This is a genomic window from Janthinobacterium sp. 1L-D-8-B-C4, from assembly GCF_057291295.1.
The window spans coordinates 38,215-52,493 of sequence record NZ_JBXAVX010000008.1 but is presented as its reverse complement, the minus strand read 5'-3'; the positions used below and the strand labels follow the sequence as shown (position 1 = coordinate 52,493).

11 protein-coding genes and 1 other RNA gene are annotated in these 14,279 nt (G+C 63.1%); 11 read left to right on the top strand and 1 reads right to left on the bottom strand.

Features of this window, described 5'->3' with window-relative positions; genetic code table 11:
• Positions 1–5: 5 nt before the first annotated feature.
• A complete protein-coding gene (locus AC0Z42_RS15390) occupies positions 6–1,703 on the bottom strand; it encodes a thiamine pyrophosphate-binding protein (RefSeq protein WP_485469079.1) in 1,698 nt (565 codons plus the stop codon).
• A 175-nt stretch (positions 1,704–1,878) separates the two neighbouring features.
• Between AC0Z42_RS15390 and rnpB the strand changes: the two genes are divergently transcribed.
• From rnpB to murG, 11 genes are all read left to right on the top strand, one after another.
• Positions 1,879–2,218, top strand: an RNA gene (rnpB, locus tag AC0Z42_RS15385) — RNase P RNA component class A.
• A 625-nt stretch (positions 2,219–2,843) separates the two neighbouring features.
• A complete protein-coding gene (gene mraZ, locus AC0Z42_RS15380) occupies positions 2,844–3,272 on the top strand; it encodes a division/cell wall cluster transcriptional repressor MraZ (protein WP_485469078.1) in 429 nt (142 codons plus the stop codon).
• Positions 3,273–3,281: 9 nt separating this feature from the next.
• On the top strand, positions 3,282–4,259 hold the full coding sequence (gene rsmH, locus AC0Z42_RS15375; RefSeq protein WP_485469077.1) for a 16S rRNA (cytosine(1402)-N(4))-methyltransferase RsmH: 978 nt from the start codon (positions 3,282–3,284) through the stop codon (positions 4,257–4,259).
• Positions 4,256–4,528 (top strand): cell division protein FtsL, encoded by a 273-nt coding sequence (gene ftsL / locus AC0Z42_RS15370; RefSeq protein WP_485469076.1) that lies wholly within the window; start codon positions 4,256–4,258, stop codon positions 4,526–4,528. Before rsmH ends, ftsL begins: the two co-directional genes overlap by 4 nt.
• Positions 4,525–6,306, top strand: coding sequence for a peptidoglycan D,D-transpeptidase FtsI family protein (locus AC0Z42_RS15365; protein ID WP_485469075.1), 1,782 nt, complete (start codon positions 4,525–4,527; stop codon positions 6,304–6,306). The genes ftsL and AC0Z42_RS15365 overlap by 4 nt, the downstream gene beginning before the upstream one ends.
• An 8-nt stretch (positions 6,307–6,314) precedes the next feature.
• A complete protein-coding gene (locus AC0Z42_RS15360) occupies positions 6,315–7,823 on the top strand; it encodes a UDP-N-acetylmuramoyl-L-alanyl-D-glutamate--2,6-diaminopimelate ligase (protein WP_485469074.1) in 1,509 nt (502 codons plus the stop codon).
• Positions 7,824–7,834: 11 nt separating this feature from the next.
• Complete coding sequence (locus AC0Z42_RS15355) at positions 7,835–9,250, top strand: UDP-N-acetylmuramoyl-tripeptide--D-alanyl-D-alanine ligase (RefSeq protein ID WP_485469073.1); 1,416 nt, start codon at positions 7,835–7,837, stop codon at positions 9,248–9,250.
• A 2-nt stretch (positions 9,251–9,252) separates the two neighbouring features.
• Entirely contained in the window at positions 9,253–10,428 is a 1,176-nt protein-coding gene (mraY, locus tag AC0Z42_RS15350; RefSeq protein WP_065308356.1) for a phospho-N-acetylmuramoyl-pentapeptide-transferase, read from the top strand.
• Positions 10,428–11,978, top strand: coding sequence for a UDP-N-acetylmuramoyl-L-alanine--D-glutamate ligase (gene murD / locus AC0Z42_RS15345; protein ID WP_485469072.1), 1,551 nt, complete (start codon positions 10,428–10,430; stop codon positions 11,976–11,978). Before mraY ends, murD begins: the two co-directional genes overlap by 1 nt.
• Positions 11,978–13,189 carry a putative lipid II flippase FtsW gene (ftsW, locus tag AC0Z42_RS15340; protein ID WP_485469071.1) on the top strand — a complete coding sequence of 404 codons (1,212 nt, stop codon included), beginning with the start codon at positions 11,978–11,980 and terminating at the stop codon, positions 13,187–13,189. Before murD ends, ftsW begins: the two co-directional genes overlap by 1 nt.
• Positions 13,186–14,277 carry an undecaprenyldiphospho-muramoylpentapeptide beta-N-acetylglucosaminyltransferase gene (gene murG / locus AC0Z42_RS15335; protein WP_485469070.1) on the top strand — a complete coding sequence of 364 codons (1,092 nt, stop codon included), beginning with the start codon at positions 13,186–13,188 and terminating at the stop codon, positions 14,275–14,277. The genes ftsW and murG overlap by 4 nt, the downstream gene beginning before the upstream one ends.
• The last annotated feature ends 2 nt before the right edge of the window (positions 14,278–14,279 follow it).

Below are 14,279 nucleotides of genomic sequence, written 5' to 3'. Positions count from 1 at the left end.
GGCTGTTATCGTTGCGCTTGTTTGGCCGCCGCCCGGATGGTCTCCAGGGTGGCGTTTGGCGTGATCAGGTTGCCGTCATAGCGCAGTTCGATCAGGGCTGGCAGATGCTTGCCGCTGGCATGCGCCAGCGCGCGGCCCAGGGCAGGGGCGAACTCTGCCGTGGTATTGACCACTTCGCCATGCGCGCCATACGCTTGCGCCAGCGCCGCAAAATCGGGGTTGTGCAAGGTGGTGCCCGAAACGCGGCCCGGATAGTCGCGTTCCTGGTGCATGCGTATGGTGCCGAACATCTGGTTATTGAAGACGATGATCACTACGCCGGCGCCGTATTGGACGGCGGTCGCCAGTTCCTGTCCATTCATCAGGTATTCGCCGTCGCCGGCAAAGGTGATCACCGTGCGTTCAGGGTGCACGATCTTGGCGGCAATCCCGGCCGGCACGCCATAGCCCATGGCGCCGTTGGTGGGCGCCAGCTGCGTGCGCATGCCGCCGTAGCGGTAGAAGCGGTGGGCCCAGGAAGCATAGTTGCCGGCGCCGTTCGTGATGATGGTGTCGCGCGGCGCTTGCGCCATGATGTCCTGCGTCACTTGCCACAAGTCCAATGGTGCCTGGCCATCCTGGAAGATGGGCGGGCGCTGCTGGTAGGCGGCCAGCTCGGCCTTCGCTTCGGCCGGCGTGTGCCGCCAGGCGGCGGCGTCGACCGGTTCCATCGCGGCCAGCATGGCGCAGGCTTGGGGCATGCCGCTGTTGATCATCAGCTCGGCCTGGTAGACGCTGCCCAGCTCTTCGGCGTCGGCATGCACATGCACCAGGCGCTGGCGCGGCACTGGCGACGCGAACAGGGTATAGCCGCCGGTGGTCATTTCGCCAAGGCGCGGGCCGATGGCAATCACCAGGTCGGCGTTTTTCACGCGCGCGGCCAGCTTCGGATTGATGCCGATGCCGACGTCGCCTATATAGTTGGGGTGTGCATTGTCAAGCAGGTCCTGGAAGCGGAAGGCGCAGGCCACCGGCAGGTGGTTGGCCTCGGCAAAGCGCTGCACGTCAAGGCAGGCTTGCGGCGTCCAGGTGGCGCCGCCCAGCAGCAGCAGCGGGCGCTGTGCTTCTGCCAGCATGGCGCGCAGCTGGCCTACCTGGCTGGCGCCAGGCGACGCCTGCACCGGCTGGTAGGCGCCGGTGTCGGCCACGCTGGCCAGCGCAACGAGCATGTCTTCCGGCAGCGCCAGCACCACCGGACCGGGCCGGCCACTGGTGGCGACCTGGAAGGCGCGCGCCAGGTATTCGGGGATGCGTTCGGCGCGGTCGATCTGCGCCACCCACTTGGCCATCTGGCCGTACATGCGCCGGTAGTCGATTTCCTGGAACGCTTCGCGGTCGATGAAATCATTGCCGACCTGGCCGATGAACAGGATCAGCGGGGTCGAATCCTGGTAGGCCGTATGCACGCCGATCGAGGCGTTGGTGGCGCCCGGGCCGCGCGTGACAAAGCAGATGCCGGGTTTGCCGGTCAGCTTGCCATAGGCTTCGGCCATGAAGGCGGCGCCGCCTTCCTGGCGGTTGATGATGAAGCGGATGCTGGACTCGTGCAGCGCGTCGAGCACATCGAGGTAGCTTTCGCCAGGCACGCCAAAGGCGGTGTCGACGCCGTGGATCTGCAGGGCGTCGACCAGGATCTGGCCACCGGTACGGGAGGATTGCGTCATGTTCGGCTCTTTATGGCAAGTAAGGTGAAAAAAAGCGGGCAAGCGTGCAGCTTGCGCCATTTTAGGTGAGCCGTTTTCGGCAGGCTTTTGAAATGGCGACACCGAATTTCACAATCGCCCGAAACGCGCCACGGCTTTTTGCGCAATCATGCTGCGGCGCGGTACAATGGCGGCTGAAGCAGGCCAGACAGTCGCTGGCTGGTGCAGCAATGCATCGGCGGGAGGAAGGTCCGGACTCCATAGAGCGGGGTGACGGTTAACGGCCGTCCGCTGAAAGCTGCAAAGTATAAGGCGAGGAACAGGGCCACAGAGACGAGCGTATTAAGTTACGGTGAAACGCGGTAACCTCCACCTGGTGCAATTTCAAATAGGCACGCGATGATGCTGCTCGCGGAGCGTGCGGGTAGAAAGCTTGAGCGCCGGAGCAATCCGGCGCCTAGAGGAATGACTGTCATAGCGCCGACCCGCAAGGCAAGGCGCCGTAACAAAATCCGGCCTATCGGCCTGCTTCACTTGAATTTGTGCTTTCTGGCCTGCCAGGAAGCCACCCGGAAGCCCCCGCAAGGGGGCTTTTTTTATGTGTGCAAAGGCAAGGAATGCAATAAAGTTGTATATACATCCAAGATGTTTTTTTATGTAAAATTGCTGATTAATAATTAATTGCCGCAATGAAAATTGTTGGCGCGTCTGGAACGGTGGCCTTGGAAATACTGGTTTATAGACGAAAATAAAACAAATTTTGCTTTAAAACAAGAGAATCAAGCTCGCCTGCCCCAGCGGTGCTTACATCGCGAAACTATTGTCCCACGTCAACTACCTGCAGAAATTCCAATTTTTCCATTTCGTAATTTTCGATGTTTACGGTAGGAAAACACATGTGTGCAGATGAGGTACCACATTCACTATCTGTCATAAGTATCTAATTTATCGATATATTTTATTTTGAGACTGCTTCAACGATATGCGCTAAGTCCTTAATTTCATTAATAAAATTCAAGTTTTGCCAATCGGAAACCGCTTGACCACCCTCAGTGCTTACTCTAAAGTGGTCAACTGTGTGAAAAAGTGTGTTTTTGTGGGAAATTTCCCCGGTCAGGGTGGCGTCAAAGACGCCACAGCCCAAGCTCAAAAAGGTCTTACGTGTTTCAAGGCGCGTCCGCTATCAGTCTCGATGCCAAGGGCAGGATGTCTATCCCTGCCAAGCACCGTGACGCGCTCGCCATCCAATGCGAAGGCCGCATGACCCTGACCCGCCACCCCGATGGCTGCCTGCTGTTTTTCCCCCGCTCCGTGTGGGAAAGCCACCGCCAGCAGATCGCCAGCTGGCCGATGTCGGCACGCGCCTGGCAGCGCATTTTTCTCGGTAACGCCGTCGACGTCGAGCTGGACTCGGCTGGCCGCGTGCTGATCTCGCCTGAACTGCGCAACGCCGCCGGCCTGTCGCGGGAAGTGATGCTGATGGGCATGGGCAGCCACTTTGAAATATGGGACGCCGCCACCCTGGCCGAACAGGAGCAGCAAGCCATCGCTGGCGGCACTCCCGATGTACTCTCCAATTTTTCTTTCTAAGGCTCCGTAATGACACTACTCACGGTGCCGGAATTTCAGCATCGCACGGTGCTGCTTGATGAAGCGGTCGATGCGCTCGATCTGTCGGGCGCGCGTGCGCACGGCATTTATGTCGATGGCACGTTTGGCCGTGGCGGCCACAGCCGTCTGATCCTGTCCCGCCTGGCGCCAGATGCGCGCCTGATCAGCTTCGACAAGGACTTGCAGGCGATCGCCACCGCCGAACAGATTCTTGATCCTCGTTTTGACATCGTCCATGACAGTTTCGCCACCATGACGGCCAGCCTGGCCGCGCGTGGCGTGCAGCAGGTGGACGGCATCCTGCTCGACCTGGGCATTTCGTCGCCCCAGGTCGACGATGCGGCGCGCGGTTTCAGCTTCCGCAATGACGGACCGCTGGACATGCGCATGGATACCACGCGCGGCATCTCCGCAGCCGACTGGCTGGCGGTGGAAACCGAGCAGAATTTAGAGAAAGTGATACGCGATTATGGGGAAGAACGGTTTGCTTTTCAGATTGCAAAGGCGATTGTTGCTGGCCGGGCAGTGCAGCCAATTTCAAGCACACGACAGCTTGCCGGCATCGTGGCAGGGGCCGTCAAGACCCGCGAGAAGGGTAAGGACCCCGCTACCCGCACCTTTCAGGCAATCCGTATTTTCATTAACAAGGAACTCGAGGATCTCGAGGCTGGCCTGAACCAGGCGTATGCCTGCCTGGCGCCAGGCGCGCGCATGGCCGTGATCAGTTTTCATTCGCTGGAAGACCGCATGGTCAAGCGCTTCTTTGCTTCCAAGGCGAACGTCGAGCAGCCTGACCGCCGGCTGCCGATCCGCGCAGTCGACCTGCCGCAGCCGGAAATGAAGCTGATTTCGAAAATGAAGCCGTCGGACGCCGAGATCGAAGGCAATCCGCGCTCGCGTTCGGCCGTGATGCGCGTGGCGCAGCGTTTGCCTGTGCCGGTTTCCATCACGGGCGGCGCGCGATGACCGGCAAGCTCAGCATCTTGCTGTCGGCGCTGCTGGTTGCCTGCGGCCTGTCGCTGGTCAACGCGCAGTACCAGGCGCGCCATCTGCTGATCGATCTCGAGCGCGCGCAGGCGTTGTCGCGCCAGCTCGACATCGACTGGGCGCAGCTGCAGCTGGACCAGTCGACCCTGGGCAAGCATGAGCGCATCGAAGCGATCGCGCGGCGCGACCTGAGCATGACGCCGCTGACGGCGGCGCGCACGCAATACCTGACGGAGGGCGGCCAATGAAATTGGGCAGCAACGGCAGTGGCGGTCGCGTGGCCGCCTCGAAAGGCGTGCCGTTCTCGAAGAACCCGGTACTGGCGGTGCGCCTGCCGGTGTGGCGTTCGCGCGTGGTGCTGTTTTGCCTGTTTTTCGCCTTTGCCGGCCTGGGCGCGCGCGCCATGTGGCTGCAGGGCGTGTCGACCCAGTTTTTGCAAAAGCAGGGCGCGGCGCGCTATGAGCGCACCTTGGAATTGCCCGCCACGCGCGGCAAGATCACCGACCGCAACGGCCAGGTGCTGGCCTCGTCCGTGCCCGTGAAAGCCATCTGGGCGATCCCTGACGACGTGCTGCAGGCGCCACCGGAAAAAATCACGGCGCTGGCCAACCTGCTGGACATGAACGTTACCGAACTGCGCAAGAAGCTCGATTCGGACCGCAGCTTCGTCTACCTGAAACGCCAGGTCGAGATGGACGTGGCCGACAAGATCAACAAGCTGGGCATCGACGGCATCGACGAGCGCAAGGAGTACAAGCGCTTCTATCCGCAGGGCGAAGTGACGACCCACGTGGTCGGCTTTACCAATGTGGAAGACGTCGGCCAGGAAAGCATGGAACTGGCGCAGCAAAAAACCCTGGTGGGCACCACCGGCAGCCGCCGCGTGATCAAGGACCGCCTGGGCCATATCGTCGAAGATATCGGCTTTATCCACGAGCCGCACGACGGCAAGGACCTGACCCTGTCGGTCGACAGCAAGATCCAGTACATCGCCTTCACGCAGCTGAAGGAAGCGGTGGAGAAATACAATGCCAAGGCCGGCGGCGCGGTGGTGCTTGACGTGCACACGGGCGAAGTGCTGGCACTGGCCAACTACCCGAGCTACGATCCGAACGACCGCCGCAAACTGACCGGCCAGCAGCTGCGCAACCGCGTCATGACCGACACCTTCGAGCCCGGTTCCACCTTGAAACCGATCACGGTCTCGCTGGCGCTCGACACCGGCCGCGTCAAGCCGACCACCCTGATCGATACGGGCGCGGGTCGCTACACCATCGCCGACCGCACCATTACCGACACCAGCGCGCACGGCGTGATCAGCGTGGCGCAGGTGATCGAAATGTCGTCCAATATCGGCTCCTCGAAAATCGCGCTGGGCATGCCGGCGCAGGAAATGTGGGAGATGTTTACCAAGGTGGGCTTCGGCCAGCAGCCGAAATGGGGCTTCCCCGGCGCTGTCGCCGGCCGCGTGCGTCCGTACAAATCGTGGCGTCCGGTGGAACAGGCGACCATGAGCTACGGTAACGGCATCTCGGTGTCGCTGATCCAGCTGGCGCGCGCCTACATGATGTTTGCGCGCGACGGCGACACGATCCCGCTGTCGTTCCAGAAGGTCACCGAGCTGCCCGTCGGCCAGCAGGTGATCAAGCCGAAGACGGCGGCCGACATGCGCGCCATGCTCGAGCTGGTGGTGTCGGGCCCGCACGGCTCGGCCAAGCGCGCCCAGGTCGCCGGCTACCGCGTGGGTGGCAAGACCGGTACCGCGTACAAGGTGGAAAACGGCCGCTATGCGATGCCGCGCAAATACATCGGCTCTTTCGTGGGCATGGTGCCGATGTCGGCGCCGCGTTTCATCATTGCCGTCATGATCGATGAACCGACCGGCCTGTATCACTACGGTGGACAGGTCGCCGCTCCCGCTTTCGCGGCGATTGCCACCAACGCGCTGCGCGCGATGAACGTACCGCCCGATTCCTCCGTTACCGAAATCGTGGTTCCGGCCAATGCCGGCCCGGAGGCCATGTGACTTTGCTCATGACCATACAAGACATCAGTTCGTGGATCAAGGCTGCCGCCCCGGGTGCGCAGCTGACCTCCGATTCCCGCCGCGTGCAGCGCGGCGATGTATTTTTCGCCTATGCCGGCGCGAGCCGCTTCATCGACGCCGCCATCAAGCTGGGCGCCGCCGCCATCGTGCATGACGAGGCCGAAGGCGACGTCTCGCTGGAGGTACCGCACCTGGCCGTACCCGACCTGAAACGCCAGGCCGGCCCGATTGCGCACAGCTACTATGGCATGCCCGATCGCGCCATGTTCAGCGCCGGCGTGACCGGCACCAATGGCAAGACCTCGTGCGCGCTGTGGCTGGCGCAAGCGCTGGCGCGCCTCGGTGAAACGTCCTCCGTGATCGGCACCCTGGGCGTGGGCCTGTGCAAGGCGCGTGGCGAGATCGATTTCGACGTCACCGGCTACACCACGCCCGACGCCGTGCTGCTGGCCAGGAAACTGGCCGTGCTGCGCGACGGCGGCGCGCAGGCGGTGGCGATCGAAGTGTCGTCGATCGGCCTCGACCAGGAGCGCGCGGCCGGCATGCACTTTGACGTCGCCATGTTTACCAATTTGACGCGCGACCATCTCGACTACCATGGCGACATGGCGGCCTACGAGGCGGCGAAAGTCAAACTGTTCGACTGGCCGGGCCTGAAAACGGCGGTGATCAACCTCGACGATCCGATGGGCCTGCGTCTGGCCGCGCATGTGGCGGGCAAGCCTGCCGGCGAGATTCCGGTGATCGGCTATACCTTGCAGGATGCGGCCAAGGTGCCCGACCTGCCGGGTGTGCTGATGCTGCGCGCCAGCCAGTTCCGCAGCCGTAACGCCGGCACCGACTTCCAGCTCGACTGCAGCCTGGGCGTCGCGCCGGTCAAAACCCGGCTGGTGGGCCACTTCAATATCAGCAACGCGCTGGCCGTGCTGGGCGCCTTGCTGGCCCACGGCACGCCATTGCGCGCGGCGCTCGACGCGATCGAAGCGTTGCAGCCGGCGCCGGGACGCATGCAGCAGGTGGGCGGCCAGGAAGCGCCGATGATCGTCATCGATTATGCGCATACGCCGGACGCCCTGGAAAAAACCCTGGTCGCCTTGCGCCAGGTGGCGCAGGACCGTGGCGGCCAGCTGTGGTGCGTGTTCGGCTGCGGCGGCGACCGCGATCCGGGCAAGCGCCCGCAGATGGGCGCCATCGCGCAACTGGCCGACCATGTGCTGGTCACCAGCGACAATCCGCGCAGCGAAGATCCGCACGCCATCATCGAACAGATCGTGGCCGGCATGCGCCAGGACGGCCCGCAGCCGCAGGCGATCGAAGACCGCGCCGCCGCCATTCTGTCGGCCATCAAGCATGCCGCCAAGCCGGACGTGATCCTGTTGGCCGGCAAAGGCCATGAGCCGTACCAGGAAATCAAGGGCAAGAAACTGCCGTTTTCCGACGCCGACCATGCGCAGCTGGCGCTGTCGGCGCGCCTGACCATGATGAGGACCAATTGATGGAGCAGACCGTGCACGCGACACTCGCACAAGTGCTGCCAGTATTGGCCCCGGCCGGCGCGCGCCTGGAAGGCCGTCTCGACACGCCGTTTGCCGGCGTGACGACCGACAGCCGCCAGGCCGGCGCCGGCGCGCTGTTCGTTGCCCTGCGCGGCGAACGTTTCGACGCCCACGATTTCCTGTCTGACGTGGCGCGCCAGGGCGTGGCGGCGGTGATCGTCGAAGCCCTGCCCGAAGGTTGGGATGAAAACAAGGTTGCCGCCATCATCGTGCCCGATACGCTGGTCGCGCTGGGCCGCATTGCCAACTTCTGGCGCCGCCAGTTCGACCTGCCGGTGATTGGCGTGACCGGCAGCAATGGCAAGACCACTGTCAAGGAAATGCTGTCGTCCATCCTGGCCGCCGCCTACGGCGAACAGGACCGCCTGGCCACGCGCGGCAACCTGAATAATGAAATCGGCGTGCCGCTGACCCTGTTCCGCCTGGCCGCCCACCATGACGCGGCCGTGATCGAGATGGGCATGAACCATCCGGGCGAGATTGCGCGCCTGGCGGCGATTGCCGAACCGACCGTGGCGATGGTCAACAACGCCCAGCGCGAACACCAGGAATTCATGCACACGGTGGAGGCGGTAGCGCGAGAGAACGGCGCCGTGCTGGCCGCCTTGCCGGTCGACGGCGTGGCGGTGTTCCCGCATGGCGACGAATTTACGCCGCTGTGGCAGGAACTCGCAAGCACGCGCCGCGTGATCCGCTTCGGCCTGTCGAAAGACGCCGAAGTAAGCTGCACCCACCGCGCGGCAGAGGTGTTTGGCAGCGACCTGTTCGTCAGCGTGCGCGATGAACAGGGCGGCGTGCAGCAGTTTTTTGTCGGCCTGCAGGCGGCCGGCGAACACAATGTGAAAAATGCGCTGGCCGCGGTTGCCTGCGCAGTTGGCGCCGGCATCAAGCTTGACGCCATCAAACAGGGCCTGGAAGCGTTCGCGCCAGTGGCCGGGCGATTGCAGAAAAAGCGCGCATTGAACGGCGCGACCGTGATTGACGACACCTACAACGCCAATCCCGATTCGGCGCGCGCCGCCATCGACGTGCTGGCGCAAGCTGGCGCGCCGCGCATCCTGGTGCTCGGCGAGATGGGCGAAGTCGGCACGCAAGGCCAGCAGTTCCACGAAGAGATCGGCGCCTACGCCGCCGCCAAAGGCATCGAGCACGTGCTGGCGACGGGCGGCCTGACGCGCCACATGACATCGACCGCTGGTACGGTGGTCGAGTATTTCGAACAGTTCGACGGCTTGCTGGCGGCGCTCGATGCGCACCTGGCTGGCCGTTTGGATGCAACAGTATTGATCAAGGGCTCCCGCTTCATGAAAATGGAACGGGCCGTGCAGCATTTGATTGGTTCAAACAATAACAAGGAAGCTCACTAATCATGCTGCTCTGGCTCGCTCATTATTTCCAGGACGACATTGGCCCACTGCGGGTCTTTAACTTCATCACCTTTCGCGCTGTTTTCGCCACGCTGACCGCCATCCTGATCGGCCTGGTCGCCGGCCCCGCCGTGATCCGCATGCTCACGCGCCTGAAAGTCGGCCAGGCGGTGCGCACCGACGGCCCGCAAACACATTTGAAAAAACACGGCACGCCCACCATGGGCGGCGTCTTGATCCTGATCGCCATCGGCATTTCCACTTTGCTGTGGTGCGACCTGTCGAACCGCTTTATCTGGCCGGTATTGATCGTCACCCTGGGCTTTGGCGCCATCGGCTGGGCCGACGACTACCGCAAGGTGGTGCACCAGGACCCGGAAGGCATGCGCTCGCGCGAAAAATACTTCTGGCAGTCGCTGATCGGCCTGGCCGCGGCGTTCTACCTGGCGTTTTCGGTGTCGATCTCCGAGCCGAACGCGGGCCAGGTGTGGAACCTGATCTACGCCTGGGTGCAGTCCGGCTTTGCGATGGACCTGCCACCGAAGGCCGATTTGATCGTGCCGTTCTTCAAGACCATCAGCTATCCGCTGGGCGTGTGGGGCTTTATCGCGCTGACCTACTGCGTGATCGTCGGCACCAGCAACGCCGTCAATTTCACCGATGGCCTCGATGGCCTGGCCATCATGCCGACCGTGATGGTGGGCACGGCCCTGGGCCTGTTCGCCTACCTGACCGGCAACGCCACCTATGCGCGCTACCTGTTCATCCCGCATATTCCGGGCGCCGGCGAACTGGTGATCTTCTGCGGCGCGCTGGCCGGTTCCGGCCTGGCTTTCCTCTGGTATAACACCCACCCGGCCAAGGTCTTCATGGGCGACGTCGGCGCGCTGGCCTTGGGTGGCGCCCTGGGCACCATCGCCGTCATCGTGCGCCAGGAAATCGTGCTGTTCATCATGGGCGGCATCTTCGTGGTCGAAACCCTGTCGGTGATTATCCAGGTGGCGTGGTTCAAATACACCAAGAAGCGCTACGGCGTGGGCCGCCGCGTATTTTTGATGGCGCCGCTGCATCATCATTTTGAACAAAAAGGCTGGAAGGAGACGCAGGTTGTCGTGCGTTTCTGGATCATCACCATGATGCTGGTGCTGCTCGGCCTGACCACCTTGAAGCTGCGCTGATGATGTACGCCAATCAAACCGCACTGGTACTGGGACTCGGCGAGTCCGGCCTGGCAATGGCCCTGTGGCTGGCCCGCAGCGGTGCTGCTGTGCGCGTGGCCGACACGCGCGAAGCGCCCGAGCGCCTGGCGGCCTTGCAAGCTGGCGTGCCGGACGCGCAATTCATCGCCGGGGCGTTTGGCGCCGAGCTGCTCGATGGTGTCGACTTTGTCGCCGTCAGCCCTGGCCTGGCACCGAACCGCGAACTGGCACAGATTGCACCGGCGGCGGCTGAAAAAAATATCCCCGTCTGGGGCGAGATCGAACTGTTCGCCCAGGCGCTGGCTGCACTGAAAACAGAACGCGGCTATGCGCCGAAAGTGATCGCGATCACGGGCACCAACGGCAAGACCACGGTCACCAGCCTGGTAGGCCTGTTGTGCGAACGGGCGGGCCTGGCCACGCGCGTGGCCGGCAATATCAGCCCGGCCGCGCTCGACGTGCTGCGCGAGGTGCTCGATGCCGAGCCGGCGCCAGTCGACGCCGACGCCGATGCCGCCGAGCCGGTCGCCAGCACCCTGCCGCAGGCGTGGATACTGGAGTTGTCCAGCTTCCAGCTGCATACCACTTTCAGCCTGCAAGCCGATGCGGCCACCGTGCTCAATTTGTCGCAGGATCATCTGGACTGGCATGGCGACATGGCCGCTTATGCCGCTGACAAGGCACGCATCTTTGGCGAGCACACGGTGCGCGTATTGAACCGCGACGATGCGGCGGTGATGCGGATGAAAAATGCGCTGGTCGAGACCGTGACGTTTGGCACCGGCGAGCCGCAGGAGGTTGACAGCTTTGGCCTGGTCAACGAGCGTGGCGTGTTCTGGCTGGCGCAAGCCGTGCCGAGCGAAGAAGTGATCGAGAAAAAACGCAGGAAGAACGATCCGGCGCCCGAGCCGGTGCCGACCATGGCGAAAAAGCTGATGCCGGCCGACGCCTTGACAATCCGTGGCCAGCACAACGCCTCGAACGCGCTGGCGGCGCTGGCCCTGTGCCGCGCCATCGGCCTGCCATTCGCGCCGCTGCTGCATGGCTTGCGCGAATACCGGGGCCAGCCGCACCGGGTGGAACTGGTCACGACCGTAAACCAGGTCGAATACTACGACGACAGCAAGGGCACCAATGTGGGCGCCACGGTGGCGGCCATCAATGGCCTGGGCAAGGCCTTTGGCGGCGCGCAGCAGCGCCTGGTGCTGATCGCCGGCGGCGACGGCAAGGGCCAGGATTTCTCGCCGCTGGCAGAACCGGCGTCGCGCCATGTGCGGGCGGTGCTGCTGATCGGGCGCGATGCGCCGGCCTTGCGCGCGGCACTGGAACCATCCGGTGTCGACCTGTTCGACTGCGTTACGCTGACCGAAGCGGTCAAACAGGCGGCAACGCTGGCGTTGCCGGGCGACGCGGTGCTGCTGTCGCCGGCCTGCGCCAGCCTGGACATGTTCAAGAATTATGCGCATCGCGCGCAGGTGTTTGTCGACGCCGTGCGCGATATCGCCCTGGATAACGGACAGGATATCTGATGGCCTTCCAGCTGCCATTCGGTTTCGGTTCCGGCTCGGCTGCCAAGCCGCTGGACGGCCGCGCGCGGCAGTCGAAGATGATGGACTACGACCAGCCTTTGATCTGGGTGGTGCTGCTGCTGATGCTGCTGGGCATGGTGATGGTGTATTCGGCCTCGATCTCGCTGTCGGACGCGCGCAAGTTCGCCGCCTATACCAACAATTATTTTGTCGTGCGCCAGGCACTGTTCATCGGCATTTCGATGATCGCCAGCGCGCTGGTGTTCCGCATCCGCGTCGCCACCTGGCAGAAGATGGCGCCGTGGCTGTTCATCGGCACCCTGGTGCTGCTGGTGATGGTGCTCATTCCCGGCCTGGGCGTATCGGTCAACGGCGGTCGCCGCTGGCTGAACCTGCCGGGCCTGCGGCCGCAGCCGTCCGAACTGATGAAGGTGGTGATGGTGCTGTACGCGGCCGACTACACGGTGCGCAAGCAGGAATACATGCACAAGCTGACCAAGGGCTTCATGCCGATGGCGCTGGCCGTCAGCTTCGTCGGCCTGTTGCTGCTGATGGAGCCGGATCTGGGCGCCTTTGGCGTGATCGTCTGCATCGCCATGGGCATCCTGTTTTTGGGTGGCGTGAATGCCATCTGGTTCGGCGGCATCGGCGCCATGCTGACGGCGATTTTCGTCACCATTATCGCGCTGTCGAAATTCCGCCGCGAGCGCTTCTTTGCCTATCTCGATCCATGGCAGGAAGACAATGCGCTGAACAAGGCCTACCAGTTGACGCACTCGCTGATCGCCTTTGGCCGTGGCGAACTGTTTGGCGTGGGCCTGGGCGGCAGCGTGGAAAAGCTGCACTACCTGCCCGAAGCGCATACCGACTTCCTGCTGGCCGTGATCGGCGAGGAACTGGGCCTGGTGGGCGTGCTGATCGTGATCGGCATGTTCTACTGGATTATCAAGCGCGCCTTCGATATCGGCCGCCAGGCGATCGCCATCGACCAGACCTTCGCCGGCCTGACGGCGAAAGGCATCGCCATCTGGATCGGCGTGCAGACCTTCATCAACATGGGCGTGAACCTGGGCCTGCTGCCGACCAAGGGCCTCACCTTGCCCCTGATGAGCTATGGCGGCACGGGCGTGCTGATCAACTGTATCGGCCTGGCGATCCTGCTGCGCATCGATTATGAAAACCGGATCCTGATGCGCGGGGGCCGGCTATGAACACTGTAAAAAACTTGAAAACAAAAAAACTGATGATCATGGCGGCCGGTACCGGTGGCCATATTTTCCCCGGTCTGGCGATTGCGCAAACCATGATCGCGCGCGGCTGGGAAGTGAGCTGGCTGGGCACCACCCACGGCATGGAGCAGGAGCTGGTGCCGAAAAGCGGTATTCCCATGGACGCCATCGAATTTTCCGGCATGCGCGGCAAGGGCCTGGCGCACACGGTCAAGGGCGGCTTCAAGATGATCGCCAGCCTGTTTGCGATCCGCGGCTTTATTGCGCGCCGCAAGCCCGACATGGTGATGGGCATGGGCGGCTACGTGACGGTGCCGGGTGGCCTGGTGGCGCGCCTGTGCGGCGTGCCACTGGTGCTGGTCAATGCCGATGCGGCATTACTGTTGTCGAACAAGACACTGCTTCCGCTGGCGCAGCAGGTATGCTTCGGCTTTCCTGCAGAATTTGGCGCTGCGGCAAGCAAGGCGGTCGTTACCGGCAACCCGGTGCGCGCCGAGATTCTGGCAATGGCGCCGCCGGCGGCGCGCTTTGAACATCGCAGCGGCCCCTTGCGCATCCTGGTGGTGGGCGGCAGCCTGGGCGCGAAGGCGCTGAACGACAATCTGCCGGCCGCGCTGGCATTGATGCCGGAAGGCGAACGGCCTTTGGTGACGCACCAGTCGGGCAAGAAGAATATCGATGCCTTGCGCGCGTCGTATGCGCAGGCCGGCGTGACGGCCAACGTGGTCGATTTTATCGACGACATGGCGGGCGCCTATGCGGCGGCCGACCTGGTAATCTGCCGCGCCGGTGCCATCACGTTGTCGGAACTGACGGCGGCCGGCGTGGCCAGCGTGCTGGTGCCATTGGTGGCCTCGACCACCAGCCACCAGCGCAATAACGCGCAGTGGATGGCGCAGCAGGGCGCGGCGATTCATTTGCCGCAAACGGAAATGAATCCGGCGTCACTTGGCGCGATGCTGGCGTCGCTTGGCCGCGACAGCTGCCAGCAGATGGCGCAGGCGGCACTGGCGGCAGGCAAGCGCGACGCCAATCAGGCGATCGCAAACGTATTGGAACAATTGGCATGAGG

Coding starts and splice junctions, on each gene's coding strand:
- rsmH (WP_485469077.1), top strand. CDS start 3,282: ATGACACTACTCACGGTGCCGGAATTTCAGCATCGCACGGTGCTGCTT.
- ftsL (WP_485469076.1), top strand. CDS start 4,256: ATGACCGGCAAGCTCAGCATCTTGCTGTCGGCGCTGCTGGTTGCCTGC.
- AC0Z42_RS15360 (WP_485469074.1), top strand. CDS start 6,315: ATGACCATACAAGACATCAGTTCGTGGATCAAGGCTGCCGCCCCGGGT.
- AC0Z42_RS15390 (WP_485469079.1), bottom strand. CDS start 1,703: ATGACGCAATCCTCCCGTACCGGTGGCCAGATCCTGGTCGACGCCCTG.
- murG (WP_485469070.1), top strand. CDS start 13,186: ATGAACACTGTAAAAAACTTGAAAACAAAAAAACTGATGATCATGGCG.
- AC0Z42_RS15365 (WP_485469075.1), top strand. CDS start 4,525: ATGAAATTGGGCAGCAACGGCAGTGGCGGTCGCGTGGCCGCCTCGAAA.
- mraY (WP_065308356.1), top strand. CDS start 9,253: ATGCTGCTCTGGCTCGCTCATTATTTCCAGGACGACATTGGCCCACTG.
- ftsW (WP_485469071.1), top strand. CDS start 11,978: ATGGCCTTCCAGCTGCCATTCGGTTTCGGTTCCGGCTCGGCTGCCAAG.
- murD (WP_485469072.1), top strand. CDS start 10,428: ATGATGTACGCCAATCAAACCGCACTGGTACTGGGACTCGGCGAGTCC.